The following is an 18658-nucleotide window of genomic DNA, read 5'->3' on the forward strand; positions in this document are numbered from 1 at the left end:
AACCACTAACATCGCGCGAATGGTGTTCTCGATGCGCAAAGTCAACTGTATAACCATGGCGATCAGCAGGCCCCGCTGCAATACCAGGAGTTTTGTCTTGTTCCATCTGAAATCCACGCTGGTTCATGCGAAGACCGCGTGTGTCCTCGTTCTCATGGCGATGCTGACGCAAGTCGGCACACAAGCGAACGCAGTCACTGTCAACCGTGCGGCGAACGTCGAGACCGGTGCTTCTACCAACATTTCAGCGGCACGTCCTTTTGTCGGCGACGACCCAGTTGCCATTCGGGATACGTTGGCGGACCGGCACATTAATGCCGCCCCGCCTTCCTTACGCGATCGCGTTCAAGGCCTGATCCACATTCCCACCCACAAGCAGCGCCCGAACCCCGACTTGACGGCGGCCAATCTCGATCGCGATCTGTTTTTCCTGGTGCGTGTGCCGTACGGAATTCGGTATCGGACAGAGACGCATCAGTTGACGGTCAACGCCGATCTATCCGGCGACGAGAATCAGCGAGGCATCCTGCTCAAGAAGACTACGACCGGACCGAGCGGCCGGGGGTTGGTGGTCGCGCCGGAAGCGAAGTCCAAAGGGTTCGTCCAGCATATCGATATGATCGAGCTCGAGTCTGGCGAAAGTAAGAAAACCACGGTTCGCGGGCGCGTGATGCTCTCACGGGCGGCGTACGCCGAAGCGAATGGGGACTTCGCGATTGTCCTCGTGGGGCGCCTCGTGCCCCCCTATCTCATCGATCGGAGCGACCACCGCGACCCGACCGATGACGAGCCTACTGACATCACGACGCGAACCTCCAGGCTATACGTCGATATCCGCGCCATCTGGTTGGTGAGTCCTCAGCGGGGCATCGTGCTATCAAAGACGCTGCATCTGTCGAAGTAGCGTCTTCTCTTGTCGGGAACGGAAACTGACCCAACAGCGACCTCCGTGCTGAAACGGAGTCTCGCCAACCGCTACGGATAATCACGTCTCCCGGCGAAATGCGGCTGAATGCGGCGCCACATCGCCGGCTGCATGGGCGTTCCGGTATTTAAAGCGGCGCTAAAGCGTTGCACCGGATATTGTGTGTTTACGTAATAATTGCGAGGCGCGTCCGATTTTGACCCATTAACCATTAAAAATGCGTAGGTCATGGCTTTCAGCGAACCAAGGTCTCCATTTTTCAAGTGGGTCGTGTCCTCCGCTCAAAACCTGAGCGCCGAGAACCGGCAAATATTGCTCGCCAACCTGTTCACTCGAACCGCATCGATTGTCTTTGCGTCGATCTGTGAAATAAGTGTCTGCGCAACCGCTTATTATCTCTATCCCCGTGCCCTTTATGCGTGGTGGGGCAGCGCCGTGGTCGCGCTGCTGATCGCGCGTATCACGTTGATCCGGCTATGCTGCCGGCGCAGCGCCCACAACCTGCCGACTCCTACCTCAGCCTTTCTTCTTGCAAGCATGCTCTGGGCCGTCCTGTTCGGCTTTGGTAGTTTCCTCTGCAATACCAGCGGAAACCAGACGCTTTTTCTGCTCGGTAACGTTTGCGCCGTGGGCGTGATCGGTGGACTAGCCGGACGCAACGCAGGCACACCCCGGCTCGTGCTTCTCCAGATTTCGTTCATTCTTGCGCTATTGGGTCTGGGCGCGGCGCTTTCGCCCGGCTCCGGCAAGCTCGTCCTGCTGTTTCAGGCGCCGTTTTGCGCGGCCGGTTTTTTTACCGTGGCACTGCGCAGTAATCGCGACACCGTTGCGCTACTTCTGGCGCGCGAAAGCAGCCATCGGCTCGCTCACCATGACAGCCTCACCGGCTTGCCCAACCGCGCGCGCATCACCGAACTCCTCCAGGAGCGCACCGCGGCTGGCTCGTTACGGCAGGATCACTCATTCGCGGTTCTACTGATCGATCTCGACGGCTTCAAGGCGATCAATGACAGCCTGGGTCATGCCGCCGGCGATCAGATCCTGCAGGAGGCAGCGATTCGATTGCGTGAAGTACTGACTGCCGGCGACCTTGTCGGACGCCTGGCCGGCGACGAGTTTGTCGCCGTATCCGACGGCCCGGCGTTGGCCCGCGACGTCCATCTGTTGGCGGACCGCATCGTCAAAACGCTGGCGCGTCCTTTCGTGTTAAGCGAGGCGTGGGTGCATATCGGTGCGAGCGTGGGCGTTTCGCTTTATCCGGAGCACGCGGAAACAGGACCGCAATTGCTGATCTGCGCGGACCGCGCGTTGTACGCGGTCAAACGCAGCGGCAAGAGCGCCTTCGCTATCTTCGATGCGACGAGGCACGCATCCGACGAAAGTTTGAGCCTCCTGCGAAGCGATCTGGAAGGCGCGATGCAGTCTTATAGCGGTTTGAGGATGGAATATCAGCCGATCGTCGATCTTGCCAATGACACGATTTCCGGCCGCGAAGCACTGCTTCGCTGGGCGCACCCAACGCGCGGCGAGCTTTCTCCGTCCGCATTTATTCCCACGGCAGAACGGACCGGCCTCATCCTCGCACTCGGGGAGTGGGCCTTGCTGCAATCGTGCACGGAAGCTGCCACGTGGCGTGATGCTGTGAGCGTCTCTGTCAATGTTTCGCCGGTGCAATTGCGGGAGGACTCGTTCGCGTCGACGGTCGCCGCGATCCTTCGTAAGACGGGGTTGCCGCCGGCACGTCTGAATATCGAAGTCACGGAAACGGTGCTGTTGCGTGACGATACCGTCACCCGGCACAACGTCGAGAAGCTTCGCGCGTTGGGAATCGGGCTGGCGCTCGACGATTTCGGTACGGGCTTTTCAACCATGTCGACGCTCGTGCGCTTCTCATTCGACAAGCTCAAGATCGACAGTTCGTTCGTGAAGGAGTCCGTGCATCGGCGCGAGTCCGCGGCTGTGGTTCGCGGGATTGTGGCTTTGGCACGGGAAATCGGCATGCCGACCACGGCGGAAGGCATCGAGACGCAAGAGCAGTTGAATTTTGTACGCCTCTGCGGATGCACGCATGCTCAGGGTTTTCTTCTCGGCAAGCCGGTCCGGGGTGAGGAGATCCCGCACCTCGAAAAAGGGCTCGCTGCGCATTCCGCGGATAAGGCGTAAGGCGTAGAGCGGCAGCTTCTTTCGCGACCGTCATATCGAAGAAATCCGTTTGTCCAATTCATAGACTATTTTCCTTCGATACGTCGAGTATGTATTCGCAGTTAGCAAGTATGTGAACGACGGCAAAATATATAGCAAGGAAATCGCCGACGTGATGGAAGCTGAACTACTCGCCCTGGTTCATGACGATGGCATCAGAAGCGTGGCCCGGTTCGATACCAATCCGGCGAATAACCCGCAACCGCCCAAGCGTTAGTGTTAGCGGCGAAGAAGATAGCGCATGCCGCATGGTCCCGTTTTCGCCGGTATGGACGAACCCGTTTCATTTCCAGATGCCGCTTCAGGAAAGTGTGGCTGTTCGATTCCGGGGTAGCAAAGCGTTCCGCTATTTGCAGCAATGGCCGCATGCAACGGCACAACGGACGAAAACGAAACCGCGTCGCGTTTGAGCAGCTAGTAGTTCTCAACGCTCCAACGGCTCACTCAAGCCAAGTTCGGCGAAAACCTTCGACATCGTCCCGCAGCGTCGCCACTCAAACCATTTGATGTAACAGGTTTGCGATGGCGGAAAGCTTGCCGGGAGACGTTGCCACTTTTGGTCATTGCGGACGATCCACAGTATGGCGTTCACGATGTCACGAGGATTTCGCCGTGGTCGGCCGACCCTCGGCGCGGCGTCATGGTGGAACAGGTGGGCAATGCGTTGCCACTCTTCATCGGATAGCGGGGAGTCGAACATCGTCAGCTTTGAACTAGCCAGTACAATCTGATTATGCCCAGTAGACGTTTGCTTCTAAATCGCGATATCGGACGTGGAAATACCGCAAACCGGCGGATTGTTTTGGGCCGGATTGTGATGGCGCGAGGCCTCGATTGATCTGCCCGTGCTAGCGGGGTTTGTTCCGCGCGCTTTTCCTTGCGGTCGCGGCGCGCGGCGCATCTTTGGCCGGCAACGCGGCGCCGCCGTTCATCTGCTCCATCCACGACAAGGCGTCGACGTATGAGAGGAATTGCTGGAGATACCCGGGCGACAGCTCGCGCATCAGCGAGAGCGACCGATGCACAAGGCTGCTCGAGTTGAGCGGACCGGCATTTCCCGGCGCTTTCTTCAGCGACTGCCGCAGCTGTTTCTCGGACCGGACTTTAGACCACGTCTGCCTGAAGTAATCGAGCGTCTCCAGTTCCGGATACGAGGGGCGCTGGGGCGCGGCATGACCTGTTGTGGGGTCCTTGCTGTCTACCGGCGCCTGGCTGGCGATGTAGTCGATCAGTCCGGCCAGCGCTCCGCGAGAGGGTTCGAGGGATGATGCCGCGGTGCCCGTGCCAACGCTAACGCCAACGCCACCACCGCTAGCCTTCTCCCCGGCCCGTTCGAGATCATCCGCATAAGCCTCAATCAGTTTGGACAATTTCTCGTCCAGCAGACGCCGCGCTTCACCCCCATGGGCAGCCGCCCGCCGATCCAGCGCCGCGATGAAATGAAAGCGGATGGGATCCAGACGATCCGCGCCGCGCTCGCGCCACGCGTCGAGCGTTGCCCGGGCGCTGCTTGTCGGAGGGCTAGCGCCATCGCTCTCCCGACTCACGTTACTCACGGGGCTTCACCGTGGCGGTGGCGGGTCTCGGCACCGGCGCGATTTCCACGCGCCGGTTTTTGGCCCGGCCCTGGTCATCGGCATTCGAGCTGACGGGCTGCTGCGAGCCGAACGCTGCGGCAAACACGGACGAGGAGGGCACGCCTGCATCGATCAACGCACGGGTCACCGTCAACGCACGCTGGGCCGACAGCTCCCAGTTGTCAGCAAAGCGGCGGTTGGCCTCCCGCACCTGCCGGTCATCGGTAAAGCCGCTCACCATGAGGATCTGGTCATTAGCCTTGAGGTACGTGGACAGCGGCCCCGCCAGGCTCTTCAAAACGTCCCGGCCTTCGGGCTGCAATTGATCGGAGTTCAGCGCGAACAACACGCTGCCGTTGATACCGATGCGCCCGTTCACCAGCGTCACCCGCCCCGCTGCCAGCGGGCCCGCCAGCGCCTGCTCCAGGGTCTTGCGACGCTGCGTTTCCATCTGCCGCTGCTTGACCTCCTGCTCCAGCCTGGTCGAGAGTTCCAGTTGCACGCCGATGACACTCACCAGGATCAGCACGAAGGCGCCCAGCAGCACCGACATCAGGTCGCCGAAGACAGGCCAGATGGGCGCCACCGTCTCCACGCCGCCGTCGATTTCCTCGTTCATGCCGCTTCAACTCCCGCGGAGGCCCGCTTGCCCGCGAGCTGTTGCAGGTCCTCGACGATCTGCTTCTGCGACATCATGCTCAGGTCGATCACTTCTCGCGCCTGAGCCACGTAATAGGCCAGCTGTTCGTCGCTGCGCGCGAGGGACTTGTCCAGCGCCGCTTCGATCCGCTGCAGGTGCACCACCAGCGTCGTGTTCGACTCGCCGAACAACTGAACGGCCGCGCCGAATGCTTCGCCGAGGCTCGCCACTTCGACTGCGCTGCCGGTGACTTGCGCGGCAATCGCGCCCAGCTTCCCGGTTTCGAGCTCGACCTTATCGGTGAAACGCGTGCCGACACGATCCAGCAGATCCGCCGACGTGGCGACGAGTGCGTCGACCGCTGAGCGCTGCTCGGTGGAGGCATGGTTCACGGCATCGAGCAGCGTTTCCAGCGTGGCCAGCAGGCGGCCGCGCTCCTCCAGCATCGCGGTGTCGCGGACCATGCTGTCGGAGAGCTTCTGACGCAGTTCGGCGACGACTTCCGCGGCGGCCTTGGGCGCTTCCGACGCGGCTTGCACGAGTTGGCCGATCTCGGCGATCGTGCTGCTCGCGTGTGCCTGCGTTTGAGCGGAGATGTCGCGTGCGGTTTGCGCCAGCGTGTCGCAGATTTCCTGCTGCCGGGTCGCGGTGCGCGTGCCCGCTTGCTCCCATTCCTTGCTCAACGTGGTGGCCATCGAACCGAGCGTTTCCGTCCAGGCCGTCAGTCGTTGCTGGTCTCGTGCGGCCAATTCCGCCTGCAGGTCCGCCGCAGCCTTCGGGGCTTGCGCCGCCACTTGCACGAGCCGTTCGATCTCGGCGATCGTGCTGCTCGCGTGTGCCTGGGTTTGAGCGGAGATGTCGCGTGCGGTTTGCGCCAACGTCTCGCAGATTTCCTGCTGCCGGCCCGCGCTGTGCGTGCCCATCTGCGCCCATTCCTTGCTCAACGAAGCGGCCATCGCACCGAGCGTCTCGGTCCAGGCCGTCAGTCGCTGTTCGTCTCGCGCCGCCAATTCTGTTTGCAAGTCTGTATGCGACTGTCCCACCGCGCGTACCAGCGACGCCGAGTGCTGCTCGAAGGTTGCCGCGGCCGCGGCCAGGGCTTGCTGATTGTGGCCGGCCAGCTTCTCGCCGGCCTGTTCTTGCCGCGACAGCGCCGCGTTCCATGCTGCCGACACACTGCCTGCCGTTGCATCCAGGCGCGCGGCAACGCCATCCAGTAAGCCGGCCGAGCGTTGCTCGAACGTCTCGGTGAATCGATCCAGCGACGTGCCCAGCTGCTGGGTGAGCGCCTCGCTCGCTCGCTGGTGCCCCTCGAGGGCTTTGTTCCAGATGTCCGCGACGGTGACGGTGGTCGCTTCGAAGCCAGTCGAGAGTCCGTCAAGTTGCCGTTGCACGGCCTGCGTGACGGTCTCGTGCAGCGCGGCCGTTTCGCGCGCGAGGCCCGCCATCGTGGCCGCCATGACCGGCTGCAACGCCGCGCTGGCGGCGCGGGTGCTTTCGGCGACGCTCTCCTTCAACGACTGCTCCACGGAGGCCGCGAGGCGCGTATAAGCGGCCTCGGCCTTGCCGTGAAAGGTGTCCTGGCTGGCGATCTGCCGCTCGTTCGAGGCGAGGCTCTGTTGCTCGATGGCGGCCATCATCGATTGAAGACGATCGACCAGGGTGGGCATCACCGCGGCCTGCCGCTGCAGGAGCTTGAGGCTTTCCTCGCGCTGATGGGTCTGCGAATAGATGCGCAAGGTCGTCGCGATCTTCACGTCGAGCAGCTGCGCCACCTGGATCCGCTCGCGACGGCACAACGCGGACAACAGCCCCAGCATCGCGGAGGTTGCCACGCCCGCAATCGAGGTGCCGAATGCGAAGCCCAGCCCCTTGACCGGCGCGGCGAGCGAATCGCGGATAGCCTGCAGGTCCGTCGCGCTTTCCAGCGCCATGCCGGTGCCGCGCAGGGTCGCCACCATGCCGAGCAGCGTGCCGAGCATGCCCAGCAACACGAGCAAGCCGACCAGGTACGGCGTCAGCGCCGGGCCCGGCAAGGCCACGCGCTCACCCTCGACGCGCAGGCGCACCGCATTGCGCAGGCTGGGAGGTAACGGATCAAGCCATGCGCCGAGGCTTGGCGGCGGCGCGGACAGCCCCGCGACCGCACGCGCCAGCGTGGACGTGGCCTGGTCATAGCGCTGCAATTCGAGCGCGCCCGCCAGATAGCAGACGCCGATCAACATCGTGACCGCCAAGGCCAGCGCGTTCGAGCCGACGTAGCCGACGCCGATCCAGCACACCGCGGCCAGACCTACCAGAAAAACAACGAGATTGAGATATCTGGACATAGTGTCCCAGTTAGCGGGTGCGAAGGGCTGCGAGCAATCCTTCGACCGGTTGTAAACGAACATCCAGTTCAGCGAGCAACACGCTCTGCATATCCTTGCGGAATGCGTCCAGCCATGCGCCGGGCGGGGTGGGCGCCACGGCTGTGGCGGGTGCGGCCGATGCGGCGTCCGCCGAAGCTTCGGCGTCGGCCAGCGTCTGTTGCTCCGCCTCGCGCAAACGCTCGAAGTGTCCCGCGAGCAATCCCGGCACGGCGGCCAGCAGACTGCGCTCACGCTCGCTGAGCGCTCGCTCCATCACCGCGTCAACCACCGCGAGGCGGGCCATGGCGGGCGTTTTGGCGGCCAACATGGCCCGCAGGCGGCCGCGCAGGTTGCCGACGCCCGTCTCCATCGCCTGCTGCATGGCGAGGTAGCGCTGACGAAACACCGCGTAATCGACCGGCGCCTCCGCCGGGGCGCCGTGCGGGAGCGCTTGCGCCGCCGGCCCGCGACGCCTCGCGGCGGCCAACACGCTATCGCCGACGATCGCCTTCGCCAACGCAGCGCGCGCGCGCGCGCACTCGCTCTCTTCAGCGTCGCCGAAGCTGCGCGCGCCGGCTACGACGGCAGGCGGCGCGTTGTTCAGCGCCGAGGACAGCGCGATCGCGTCGGTCCAGCCGAGCCATTGGCTCAGCCGCTCCGACAGCGACTGGCTGGATTCGGGAACGTCGACGTCCGTCAGGCGAGCAAGTAGGCGAATGAACGCCGGGCCACTGAAAGCTGTGCGCTGTGGGGCTTGCACGATACCACCAGAGTCAAAAAGTCAGCAGTTTACACGCCGTCAGGGTGGCGGATGCAGCCCCTTAATGAGCAGGGCGGGCGAGAGTGGGATTTTGACGTGACCGGCGAGCCACTCGCGACGCCTGGATTTCGGTCGCCATGCTGCCTTTCCTGCGCCACGTGGACTGCTTTTTGCACCACGCATTGATGGAGCGATATTGAGTGATCGAGGCGATCGGGCGCAGCGATGACGTACCTTACCAACGCTAAGCAACCACTCCCGCAAGAGGCGGTATGACCTCGTTGAGATGCGGCCATTTCATCTGGCTGTCATAGCTTCACGACTAGGATGCCCCATCGCTTCTGTCGTGCATCTGTCGCGCCGAGCTCCGGCACGGCACGCGCTGCCCGTCCGGCACCGTGCGCTCGCCGTCCGCGTTGGCGATCTTCCACCCCCATACAAAAACTCCGGACATGTCGAATAAGAAAATCGCCAAGGATTTTCCCGCCGAGCAGGGCGCTACCATCGTCTCGCGCCGCGGGTTTCTGAAGCTTGCCGGCGCCTCCAGCCTCGCGACGGCCGCAGGCACGCTTGCATCGGCGGCGCGCGCCGCGAACAGCGCGCCCGACGGCACGCCGGAGCAGATCCACCTGACGTGGGGCAACGATCCGACGAGCGAAGTCACCGTGTCGTGGGCCTCACCGGCGCCGGCGGTCAATCCGAAGGTGCGCTTCGGCGGTGCGGGTGCAGGTGTGGCCAGGCAGACGGTGCACGGCGTTCAAAACACCTATACCGATGGCATCAACGGCGAGGTCGTGTTCACCTACCACGCGCGCCTGCGTGGCCTGAAGGCCGATACGGGCTACGAGTACGAGGTGAGCGCCGATAACGACAGCAACGCGGCTCAGCCCTTTACGGCGAGTTTCCGCACCGCGCCGCGCGGCCGCGCGCCATTTCGCTGGACGAGCTATGGCGATCTCGCCACGCCCAATACCGGCTGGGTCCTGTCCTCACCGCAGAGCCGTTTCGCGGTGCAGGCCGTCGAGCGATTTCAGCCGCTGTTCCACCTGCTCAACGGCGACCTTTGCTACGCGAATCTGAATCCGACACAGCAGCCGGAGGTCTGGCGCGATTTCGGCAACAACGCGCAGACCTCGGCGTCGAACCGCCCGTGGATGCCGTGTCCGGGCAATCACGAACTCGAATTCCACAACGGCGAACAAGGCCTCGCGTCGTATCTTTCGCGCTACACGCTGCCCGAGAATCACACGCGCTTCCAGGGACGCTGGTACAGCTTCCGCGTGAGCTCGGTGTTCTTCATCTCGCTCGATGCGGATGACGTGGTCTATCAGGATGCGGCTGCGTTCGTCGCGGGCCCGAGTCCGCTGGTGCCGGTGGCGAGCACCGGCAATCCGTCGATTCAACCCGGCACGTCGCTCTACGTGCGTGGATATAGCGAGGGCGAACAAACGCGCTGGCTCGAGAAGACATTGCGCCGGGCGGCGCAAGACGACGAAATCGACTGGATCGTCGTGCAGATGCATCAGGACGCGCTGAGCTCATCGAAGACCGGCAACGGTTCCGATAAGGGCATACGCGAAGCCTGGCTGCCGCTGTTCGACCGCTACGGCGTCGACCTGGTGTTGTGCGGACATGACCATGATTACGAGCGCAGCTATCCCGTGCGCGGCTGTAATCACAACAAGGGCACCGATATCGCGACGGGGCGCGTGGTCGATACCTTGCAACCGCGGCCGGTGATGTCGGCGGTGTCGTCGGGCGCCTCGACGTTCGATACGAGTCACGGCACCATCCACCTGATTCTCGGCGGTGGCGGCACGAGCGCGCCGCTCGATGTGTATGGGGTAGATATCGGTACCGGCTTGCCGCAAGCGCGCATTTTCACGCGGCCTAATCGCCCCATTACCGGGACGACTGCGGGCACTTTCGTGCGTGCCAATGCGGACGCGGTTGAAGATGCGGTCTGGTCGGCGCAACGGGATACCGGCACGGGCTACGGTATCGCCGTGTTCGATCACGATCCGGGCCATCCGGGTGGCGAGACCACGATTACGATGAACTACTATCACGCGCCGGGCGCGGATCAAACACCCACGCAGAACTATGAGTTGTTCGAAACGATCGAGCTGAAGAAGAAGCGGCGGGGGTAGCCGGTTATGCCGCCGGCAGTGCATCCGCGGCGCGAGCGAACGACCTGCCCTGCTCTGGTCATTTACGACCGGCGGCAATTTTTACGCCAAGTTAATGGCGCTTTGGCTAACCTGATAGCAGATAACGCACAGGAGCCGCTATGACTCGCGCGCTGGTTGGTCTACGGACTCTTCTTGGACTGGGTAAAACGCCGCCTCATGGCCGGTCGCGGGCCACGCCAGGCCGCAATGTCATGATGCGCATCACACTCGACGCCCAGCACGCCACGCCGTTGCGCCAGGCGCTGATCCGAGACTGCGGCGATCAGCAATGGACCATTCGCGTCGCGCCGCTGCACGGAACGGGCCGCGTGCGGCTATCGCTCTATCTGCCGAGGGACGCAGTCAACGGGGCGATTCAACGGCTCGCGCATCTGGCGCCGTCCGCTGAAGTGGGGCGGCTGCTTGAAATTCCCGACGCGCCGACAGACGCCTGGCGGGATTTGATGGAAGGCGAGCCGCTGCCACGCACCGCTTCGCCCGCCGATGGCGTTGAAGCGGCTGAAAAAGGGAACACCCTTGCGCAACTGCTTTCACCGCATCATGTTCTGCTTGGTCTGGACGTGGCCGACCTGGAGACACTTTTCGCGCAGTTCGGCCGCTTCATCGAACAGCACTATGGGTTACCGGCAACGGCCGTGACTGCGGGGCTCACAGCACGGGAGGCGCTAGGCTCGACTGGCCTCGGCCAGGGCATAGCCGTTCCACACGGTCAAATACGAACGCTGCGCCACGCCATGGCGTTTTACGTTCGCCCCGCAAAGCCGATTCCGTTCGATGCACCGGATGGCAAGCCGGTGAGCGACGTGGTCGTCCTGCTCGTCCCGGAATGGGCAAACAACACGCATCTGCGGCTGCTGGCTGATGTCGCGCAGCGCTTCTGCGACCACCGGTTCCGCGAGCTGCTGCATGGCTGTCTCGATCCGCGAGCTGTGTGTCAGCTGTTCGCGAGCTATGAGGAAGCAGACGGTGTGGAGCGCGGCACTTCGCACGGCGATCTCGTCCGTCAAGCCGGTGCAGTGGGCAAACCGGTTCGCGCGCATAGCTAGGATCTTTCTCTGGCCCCCTCTGGGTTGCCGCGCGCATCACTTCTCAAGCTCAGCAAACAACCAATCCTGGAAGCTGCGCAGCTTCGGCAAATCGGCGCGCGATTTCAGCAGGTTCAGTGTATAGCCGCTCACAGGCAGTCCTTCGAAACCGAATGGCGCCACCAGCCGTCCCGTTTCCAGTTCGCGTTGCGCCAGAAGCAGACTCTCGAGGCAGACCCCCAAACCGTCGACCGCCGCGCTGATCGCCATGAATGAACGATCGAAACGCGGACCGCGTGCAATGTCGAGCCGCGTCTTGCGATGGAGGCGCATCCAGTCCCGCCAGCCCACCAGACACCCCTCGCTATGAATCAGCGCATGGTGCTGCAAATCCGCGACGCTCAGCAGCGGATGCTCGCCCGCCATGAGCGCGGGCGAGCACAGCGCCACGATCGTTTCGGGCGGCAGTTCGAGCACCATCGTGCCGGCCGGCTGCAATTTTCTCGGACCGTAGCGGATATCCATGTCGACCGCTTCCGAGATCAGATCCGCCGCCTCTGACGACGCGTTCAAACGCACATCGATATCCGGATGCGCCGCGCTGAAACGCGCGATGCGCGGCATCAGCCATTGAGTCGCGAAGCTCGGCGTGCAATGAATCGTGAGGATGTCGCTCTTGGCGGCGCGCCCGATCTCGCGGGTGGCGGCGTCGATTCGCGAGAACGCCGCGGTGATTTCCTCAGCGTATTGCCTTCCGTAGTCCGTCAGGATCACCGTGCGATGCAAACGATGGAACAGACGAATGCTCAATTGCTCTTCCAGCAGCTTGATTTGATGACTGACGGCGGAGGGCGTGACGAACAGTTCGTCTGCTGCGAGCGCAAATGAGGAAAGCCGCGCGGCGGCTTCAAATGCCTGTACCGACTTGAGGGTGACGCGATTGTGCATGGCAGCACCAACGTGAATTGAATTCATCTATTGGGCCATCTTAATTCGTTTGAGCGCGTGTGAGTGCGAGATTACGCTTGAGTTACTGGGAACGGCATCACAGCGGCCCCTGCAAAAGAACCCCAAGGAGACAAACAGTGAACACCAGCGAAACCGCACCGTACGCCGCACTCGCGGAGCACGCCTATCAGATTCGCCGTAACGCGCTGCGCATGGGTGAGGTGCAGGGCCAAGGTTATATCGGCCAGGCGCTCGACATCGCCGACGTGCTGGCCGTCGCCTACTTCCGCGCCATGCGTTATCGCGCCGACGACCCCGAATGGGAAGGTCGCGATCGTTTCCTGCTTTCGAACGGCCACTACGCCATCGCGCTGTATGCCGCACTGATCGAGGCCCGCATCATTGCCGACGAAGAACTGGAAACCTACGGCAGCGACGACAGCCGTCTGCCGATGTCCGGCATGGCGAGCTACACGCCCGGCATGGAGATGTCCGGCGGCTCGCTCGGGCAGGGGCTGACGATCGCGGTGGGCCGTTGCCTGGGGCTGAAGCGCAAAGGCTCGAATGCCCGCGTCTACACCCTGTTCTCCGACGGCGAACTCGATGAAGGCGCGATCTGGGAAGGCCTGATGTCCGCGGCCCACTGGCGGCTCGACAACCTGATCGCGATGGTCGATGTCAACAATCAGCAGGCCGATGGCCCGTCGTCGAGCGTCATGGCGTTCGAGCCGCTGGTCGACAAGCTGCTGGCGTTCGGCTGGTTTGTGCAGCGGGTGGACGGCAATGATCTCGCGGCAGTCGTCGCCGCGTTCGATGCAGCGCTCGCGCATCCTGAAGCGCAACCGCGGATCATCGTCTGCGATACGCGGATGGGTTGCGGCGTGCCGTTCCTCGAAGCACGCGAGAAAAACCACTTTATTCGCGTCGATGCGCACGAGTGGCAACTCGCGCTGCAGGCGCTGGAAGCCGGGAGAACCGTATGAGCGCCGCCGCACCGAAACCGCGTCTGAAGACTTCGGCGATGATCGCCTCGATTGCCGGAGAGGGGCAGCTCACGCGCTCCGCGCCGTTCGGCCACGCACTGGTCGAACTGGCGCGCAACCGGCCGGAAGTGGTCGGCATGACCGCCGACCTCGGCAAATACACCGACCTGCATCTGTTCGCGAAGGAATATCCCGAGCGCTATTACCAGATGGGCATGGCCGAGCAATTGCTGATGGGCGCCGCCGCCGGCATGGCGCACGAAGGCGCGCAGCCGTTCGTCACCACCTACGCCGTGTTCGCCGCGCGCCGCGCTTATGACTTCATCCATCAGGCGATTGCCGAGGACAACCTCGACGTCAAGATCGTCTGCGCGTTGCCCGGCCTCACCACCGGCTACGGCCCGAGCCACCAGGCGGCCGAAGACCTCGCGTTGTTTCGTGCAATGCCGAACCTCACGGTGATCGACCCGTGCGATGCCATCGAAATCGAGCAGATGGTCCCCGCCATTGCCGACCATCACGGTCCGGTATATGCGCGGCTGTTGCGCGGCAACGTGCCGGTCGTGCTCGACGAATACGACTACCAGTTCGAACTCGGCAAAGCGAAGCTGCTGCGCGACGGCGCCGAGGTGCTGATCATCTCGTCCGGGATCATGACGATGCGCGCGCTGGAAACGGCCAAGGCGCTGGCCGCCGATCGCGTCGACGTGGGCGTGCTGCACGTGCCGACCATCAAGCCGCTCGACACCGTCACGCTGCTGCGCGAAGCGCGCCGTTCCGGCCGTCTCGTCGTGGTGGCGGAGAACCATACGGTGATCGGCGGACTAGGCGAAGCAGTTGCCGCCGTGCTGCTGACCAATGGCGTCACGCCGCCGTTCCGTCAGATCGGCCTGCCGGACGCGTTTCTTGATGCGGGCGCACTCCCGACGCTGCACGACCGCTACGGCATTTCCACCGAAGCGATGTGCGCCACGATCAAAGGCTGGCTGCGGTAAAGACCCATCCGCGTTCATAGGCGCACATGAAGCGCACATAAGGCGCACATAAAGCGCCGCAAACACACGTAGTCACCGATAGCAAACCACGTAGCAAACCATAAGCTTCATATTCAGGAGATCCGCATCATGTCAGAGTCACGTCTACTCGACGGCAAGGTCGCCGTCATTTCCGGCGGCGCCTCGCCGCGCGGCATCGGCATGGCGACCGCCCGCATGTTCGCCGCGCACGGCGCACGCATCGCCATCTTCGATCTCGACGAAAACGCCGCGGTCGAAGCCGCCGCCTCGATTGGGCCCGAACATCGCGGCTACGTGTGCAACGTCACCGACCGTGGCGCCTGCCAGGCCGCTGTCGAACGCACCGTCGCCGATCTCGGTTCGATCGACATTCTGATCAACAACGCCGGTATTACCCAGGCTGCGAAGCTGCTCGAGATCGATCCGGAAAGCTGGGACCGTATCCTCGACGTCAACCTGCGCGGCGTGCTGTATCTGTCGCAAGCGGTCGTGCCGCAAATGAAGAAACAGAAGAGCGGCTCGATCGGCTGCATGTCGTCGGTTTCGGCGCAGCGCGGCGGCGGCATTCTGGGTGGCCCGCATTACTCGGCGGCCAAGGCCGGCGTGCTGGGTCTTGCCAAGGCGATGGCGCGCGAACTCGGCAACGACGGCATTCGCGTGAACTGCGTGACACCAGGCCTGATCCAGACCGACATCAACGCGGGCAAGATCACCGACGACAAGCGCGGCGAAATTCTCGCGGGCATTCCGCTCAATCGCCTGGGCGTACCCGACGATGTGGCGGGCGCCTTTTTATTCCTCGCGTCGGATTTGTCGTCGTATATCACCGGCGCGGTGATCGACGTGAACGGCGGCATGCTGATTCACGGCTGAAGAAGGGCTGATCGAGGCCAACCCGGTCCGGGAGGACGGGGGCCGTCTGGCGGGAGGCCGGCGGCGGCGAGGGAGACCTTGTAGTAGAGAACAGATGACCGCGGCGAGCGATACGTGCAGCCGCCGCGGTTTGGCTTCGCAAACTATAACGACACGCCATCAGAGTTGGAGGAAGACACCATGACTACCCGTTCTAACGCCCCGCAGGGCATCAGCCGCCGCACCTTTCTGAAGGCCGGTGCGGCCATGTCCGCCGCCGCGCCGCTATGGAGCATCTCGCGCAGCGCGATGGCGGCTCCCGAGTTTTCGTACAAACTCGCGACCGGCCAGGATCCGACGCATCCGGTCAACATCCGCGCCCAGGAGGCGATCAACCAGATTCGCGAAGCGACCAAAGGCCGCCTCGATATCAAACTGTTCCCGCAGAATCAGCTCGGCTCCGACACCGATCTGCTCTCACAGGTGCGCAATGGCGGCGTCGAGTTCTTCAACCAGGCGTCGTCGATTCTGGCGACGCTGACGCCCGCCGCGGGCATCGTCAACACCGGTTTTGCGTTCAAGGACTACGACGCGGTCTGGAAAGCGATGGACGGCGATCTCGGCAACTACGTCCGCGCGCAGATCACGAAGTCGGGCATCGTCTCGGTGAGCAAGGTGTGGGACAACGGCTTCCGGCAGATCAGTTCGTCCACCAAAGCATTGCGTGCGCCGGCCGACCTGAAGGGCTTCAAGATTCGCGTGCCGCAAGCGCCGATGCTGACCTCGTTGTTCAAGGCACTCGATGCCGGCCCCGCGCCGATCAACTTCAACGAGCTGTATTCGGCGCTGCAAACCGGCGTGGTGGAAGGCCAGGAAAATCCGCTGCCGATCATCGCCACTGCCAAGCTCTACGAAGTGCAGAAGTACATCAGCCTCACGTCGCATGTGTGGGACGGTTACTGGATTCTCGGCAACCGTGCGGCATGGGAACGCCTGCCGGCCGACATCCGCGCGATCGTCACGCGCGAATTCGAAAAGGCCGCGATGCTGCAACGCGCGGACATCGCCAAGCTGAGCCTGTCGTTACGCGACGACCTGAAGACGAAGGGCATTACCTTCGTCGATGTCGACCGCACGGCTTTCCGTGGTGCGCTGGCCAAGACGAGCTTCTATCACGACTGGAAAGCCAAATATGGCGACGAGGCGTGGGGCTTGCTTGAGAAAACCGCCGGAAAACTGGGGTAATGCGATGATCTCGATCTCTTATTCGCACGAGCGGCAGCATCGGTTCGCCTGTGCGCTCGACTCCGCCCTCGGCCATCTGGTGGAGATTCCCGCCGCCTTGCTGGTGCTCGCGGAAATCGTCGTGCTGTTGACCGGCGTGACGAGCCGCTATCTGCTGCATTCGCCGCTTGTATGGTCCGATGAACTCGCGTCGATGCTGTTCCTGTGGCTCGCCATGCTCGGCGCGGTGATCGCGTTGCGGCGCGGCGAGCACATGCGGATGACCGCGCTGGTCGGCATGGCGCGGCCAGGTGTGCGCGCCTTTCTCGAGGTGGTCGCGATTGCCGCGCCGATCGCGTTCCTCGCGATGGTGATCGGCCCGGCGATCAGCTTCGCGCAGGACGAATCGTTCATCACCACGCCGGCGCTGGAATTGTCGAACTCGTGGCGCGCCGCTGCGTTGCCGGTCGGCTCGGCATTGATGCTGCTGGTCGCCGTGGTGCGGCTCGCCCGCATGGGCAACTGGCGTCTCACGCTCGCCGGAGTCGCGACGGTTGGCGGGCTGGTCGGCATCTTCATTGCGCTCGGCCCGCTGTTTCGCGATCTCGGCAACCTCAACCTGCTGATCTTCTTCGTCGGCCTGGTGGCGCTTGGTGTGTTAAGCGGTGTGCCGATCGCCTTCTCCTTCGGACTCGCCACCTTCGGCTACCTCGCATTGACGACCAATACGCCGATGCCGGTGGTGGTCGGCCGGATGGATGAGGGTATGTCGCATCTGATCCTGCTCTCGGTGCCGCTCTTTGTATTCCTCGGCCAGTTGATCGAAATGACCGGCATGGCGGCGGCGATGATCGCGTTCCTCGCGAGCCTGTTGGGTCACGTACGCGGTGGGCTGTCGTATGTGCTGGTCGGCGCGATGTATCTCGTGTCGGGCATCTCGGGCTCGAAAGCCGCGGACATGGCCGCGGTTGCGCCGGTGCTGTTTCCGGAGATGAAAGCGCGCGGTGCGAAGCCGGGCGATCTGGTCGCGCTGCTCGCCGCAACCGGCGCGCAGACCGAGACGATTCCGCCGAGCCTCGTGCTGATCACGCTCGGTTCGGTGACCGGCGTGTCGATCTCGGCGCTCTTCACGGGCGGCATGTTGCCGGGCATCGTGCTGGCCATCACGTTGTGCGCGGTGGTGCAGTGGCGCTATCGGCGCGAAGACCTGTCGGCCGTCAAACGCGCGACCCGTAGCGAGATTCTGCGCAAGCTGGTGATCGCGATACCGGCGCTCGCGTTGCCGTTCGTGATTCGCGCGGCGGTGGTCGAAGGTATTGCAACGGCGACGGAAGTCTCCACCATCGGCATTGCCTACGCCGTGCTGGCAGGCCTCCTGATCTATCGCCGGTTCGAGTGGACGCGGCTCAAGCCGATGCTGATCGATACCGCGACGCTGTCGGGCGCGATTCTGCTGATCATCGGCGCGGCGACGAGCATGGCATGGGCGTTGACGCAATCCGGCTTCTCCGGACAGCTTGCTGAGACGCTCGGCGGTTTGCCTGGCGGCGCGGCGATGTTCATGGCCGCCTCCATCTGCATGTTCGTGATTCTCGGCAGCGTGCTCGAAGGCATTCCGGCGATCGTGCTGTTCGGCCCGCTGATGTTCCCGATCGCACGGGCGATGCACATTCACGATGTGCACTACGCGATGGTGGTCATCCTCTCGATGGGCATCGGCCTGTTCGCGCCGCCGTTCGGTGTGGGCTACTACTCGGCTTGCGCGGTGAGCCGCATTCATCCTGACGAAGGGATGAAACCGATTCTCGGCTACATGGCCGCCTTGATGGTCGGGCTGATCGTCGTGGCCGCGGTGCCGTGGATTTCCATCGGCTTCCTGCATTGATGCGCTGACGGATGAGGCTGCGCCGCGCAGCCTCTGTTACGACATTCGTTCACTCCATTCGATTCGTTTTGATTGCCG

The 18658-nt window shown here is 63.1% G+C and carries 16 protein-coding genes; 9 read left to right on the plus strand and 7 right to left on the minus strand.

The annotated features are described in order from the left end of the window. Positions 1 to 97 precede the first annotated feature (97 nt). Entirely contained in the window at positions 98 to 904 is an 807-nt protein-coding gene (locus tag P0D84_RS22500; RefSeq protein WP_408340510.1) for a hypothetical protein, read from the plus strand. Between the two features lie 71 nt (positions 905 to 975). On the opposite strand, the gene P0D84_RS22505 is transcribed toward P0D84_RS22500, so the two are convergent. Beyond that, positions 976 to 1188, minus strand: a complete 213-nt coding sequence (locus tag P0D84_RS22505; RefSeq protein WP_408346353.1) for a hypothetical protein — start codon at positions 1186 to 1188, stop codon at positions 976 to 978. On the opposite strand from P0D84_RS22505, the gene P0D84_RS22510 reads away from it, so the two are divergent. Next, positions 1154 to 3088: a putative bifunctional diguanylate cyclase/phosphodiesterase gene (locus P0D84_RS22510; RefSeq protein ID WP_408340512.1), complete on the plus strand. Its 1935-nt coding sequence runs from the start codon at positions 1154 to 1156 to the stop codon at positions 3086 to 3088. The genes P0D84_RS22505 and P0D84_RS22510 overlap by 35 nt on opposite strands. 463 nt (positions 3089 to 3551) lie before the next feature. On the opposite strand, the gene P0D84_RS22515 is transcribed toward P0D84_RS22510, so the two are convergent. The 5 genes from P0D84_RS22515 to P0D84_RS22535 all read right to left on the minus strand — a co-directional run bounded on the left by P0D84_RS22515 (position 3552) and on the right by P0D84_RS22535 (position 8458). Continuing rightward, positions 3552 to 3827 (minus strand): transposase, encoded by a 276-nt coding sequence (locus P0D84_RS22515; protein WP_408340514.1) that lies wholly within the window; start codon positions 3825 to 3827, stop codon positions 3552 to 3554. Positions 3828 to 3975: 148 nt separating this feature from the next. Continuing rightward, positions 3976 to 4683, minus strand: coding sequence for a DUF2894 domain-containing protein (locus P0D84_RS22520; RefSeq protein WP_408340516.1), 708 nt, complete (start codon positions 4681 to 4683; stop codon positions 3976 to 3978). Continuing rightward, complete coding sequence (locus P0D84_RS22525; protein WP_408340518.1) at positions 4676 to 5323, minus strand: OmpA family protein; 648 nt, start codon at positions 5321 to 5323, stop codon at positions 4676 to 4678. Before P0D84_RS22525 ends, P0D84_RS22520 begins: the two co-directional genes overlap by 8 nt. Then, positions 5320 to 7674 carry a DUF802 domain-containing protein gene (locus P0D84_RS22530; protein WP_408340520.1) on the minus strand — a complete coding sequence of 785 codons (2355 nt, stop codon included), beginning with the start codon at positions 7672 to 7674 and terminating at the stop codon, positions 5320 to 5322. Before P0D84_RS22530 ends, P0D84_RS22525 begins: the two co-directional genes overlap by 4 nt. Positions 7675 to 7684: 10 nt before the next feature. Beyond that, complete coding sequence (locus P0D84_RS22535) at positions 7685 to 8458, minus strand: DUF3348 domain-containing protein (RefSeq protein ID WP_408345903.1); 774 nt, start codon at positions 8456 to 8458, stop codon at positions 7685 to 7687. Between the two features lie 449 nt (positions 8459 to 8907). Here P0D84_RS22535 and P0D84_RS22540 point away from each other — a divergent pair, with 449 nt between their 5' ends. Both P0D84_RS22540 and P0D84_RS22545 read left to right on the plus strand, forming a co-directional pair. After that, positions 8908 to 10605 (plus strand): purple acid phosphatase family protein, encoded by a 1698-nt coding sequence (locus P0D84_RS22540; protein WP_408340522.1) that lies wholly within the window; start codon positions 8908 to 8910, stop codon positions 10603 to 10605. 233 nt (positions 10606 to 10838) lie between these two features. Then, positions 10839 to 11693, plus strand: a complete 855-nt coding sequence (locus P0D84_RS22545; RefSeq protein WP_408340524.1) for a PTS sugar transporter subunit IIA — start codon at positions 10839 to 10841, stop codon at positions 11691 to 11693. 36 nt (positions 11694 to 11729) lie between these two features. On the opposite strand, the gene gcvA is transcribed toward P0D84_RS22545, so the two are convergent. Then, positions 11730 to 12620, minus strand: coding sequence for a transcriptional regulator GcvA (gene gcvA / locus P0D84_RS22550; protein WP_408340526.1), 891 nt, complete (start codon positions 12618 to 12620; stop codon positions 11730 to 11732). 137 nt (positions 12621 to 12757) lie between these two features. Here gcvA and P0D84_RS22555 point away from each other — a divergent pair, with 137 nt between their 5' ends. From P0D84_RS22555 to P0D84_RS22575, 5 genes are all read left to right on the plus strand, one after another. After that, on the plus strand, positions 12758 to 13603 hold the full coding sequence (locus P0D84_RS22555; RefSeq protein ID WP_408340528.1) for a transketolase: 846 nt from the start codon (positions 12758 to 12760) through the stop codon (positions 13601 to 13603). After that, a complete protein-coding gene (locus P0D84_RS22560; protein WP_408340530.1) occupies positions 13600 to 14598 on the plus strand; it encodes a transketolase family protein in 999 nt (332 codons plus the stop codon). The genes P0D84_RS22555 and P0D84_RS22560 overlap by 4 nt, the downstream gene beginning before the upstream one ends. A 129-nt stretch (positions 14599 to 14727) precedes the next feature. Further along, on the plus strand, positions 14728 to 15492 hold the full coding sequence (locus P0D84_RS22565; protein ID WP_408340532.1) for an SDR family NAD(P)-dependent oxidoreductase: 765 nt from the start codon (positions 14728 to 14730) through the stop codon (positions 15490 to 15492). Between the two features lie 180 nt (positions 15493 to 15672). Further along, on the plus strand, positions 15673 to 16716 hold the full coding sequence (locus tag P0D84_RS22570) for a TRAP transporter substrate-binding protein (protein WP_408340534.1): 1044 nt from the start codon (positions 15673 to 15675) through the stop codon (positions 16714 to 16716). Between the two features lie 4 nt (positions 16717 to 16720). After that, positions 16721 to 18580, plus strand: a complete 1860-nt coding sequence (locus P0D84_RS22575) for a TRAP transporter large permease (RefSeq protein WP_408340536.1) — start codon at positions 16721 to 16723, stop codon at positions 18578 to 18580. Positions 18581 to 18658 lie beyond the last annotated feature (78 nt).

The sequence above is a fragment of the Paraburkholderia sp. RL17-337-BIB-A genome (assembly GCF_046025895.1).
Classification (GTDB): domain Bacteria; phylum Pseudomonadota; class Gammaproteobacteria; order Burkholderiales; family Burkholderiaceae; genus Paraburkholderia; species Paraburkholderia fungorum_C.

Coding starts and splice junctions, on each gene's coding strand:
- P0D84_RS22510 (WP_408340512.1), top strand. CDS start 1,154: ATGGCTTTCAGCGAACCAAGGTCTCCATTTTTCAAGTGGGTCGTGTCC.
- P0D84_RS22515 (WP_408340514.1), bottom strand. CDS start 3,827: ATGTTCGACTCCCCGCTATCCGATGAAGAGTGGCAACGCATTGCCCAC.
- P0D84_RS22525 (WP_408340518.1), bottom strand. CDS start 5,323: ATGAACGAGGAAATCGACGGCGGCGTGGAGACGGTGGCGCCCATCTGG.
- P0D84_RS22530 (WP_408340520.1), bottom strand. CDS start 7,674: ATGTCCAGATATCTCAATCTCGTTGTTTTTCTGGTAGGTCTGGCCGCG.
- P0D84_RS22540 (WP_408340522.1), top strand. CDS start 8,908: ATGTCGAATAAGAAAATCGCCAAGGATTTTCCCGCCGAGCAGGGCGCT.
- P0D84_RS22545 (WP_408340524.1), top strand. CDS start 10,839: ATGATGCGCATCACACTCGACGCCCAGCACGCCACGCCGTTGCGCCAG.
- gcvA (WP_408340526.1), bottom strand. CDS start 12,620: ATGCACAATCGCGTCACCCTCAAGTCGGTACAGGCATTTGAAGCCGCC.
- P0D84_RS22560 (WP_408340530.1), top strand. CDS start 13,600: ATGAGCGCCGCCGCACCGAAACCGCGTCTGAAGACTTCGGCGATGATC.
- P0D84_RS22565 (WP_408340532.1), top strand. CDS start 14,728: ATGTCAGAGTCACGTCTACTCGACGGCAAGGTCGCCGTCATTTCCGGC.
- P0D84_RS22570 (WP_408340534.1), top strand. CDS start 15,673: ATGACTACCCGTTCTAACGCCCCGCAGGGCATCAGCCGCCGCACCTTT.
- P0D84_RS22575 (WP_408340536.1), top strand. CDS start 16,721: ATGATCTCGATCTCTTATTCGCACGAGCGGCAGCATCGGTTCGCCTGT.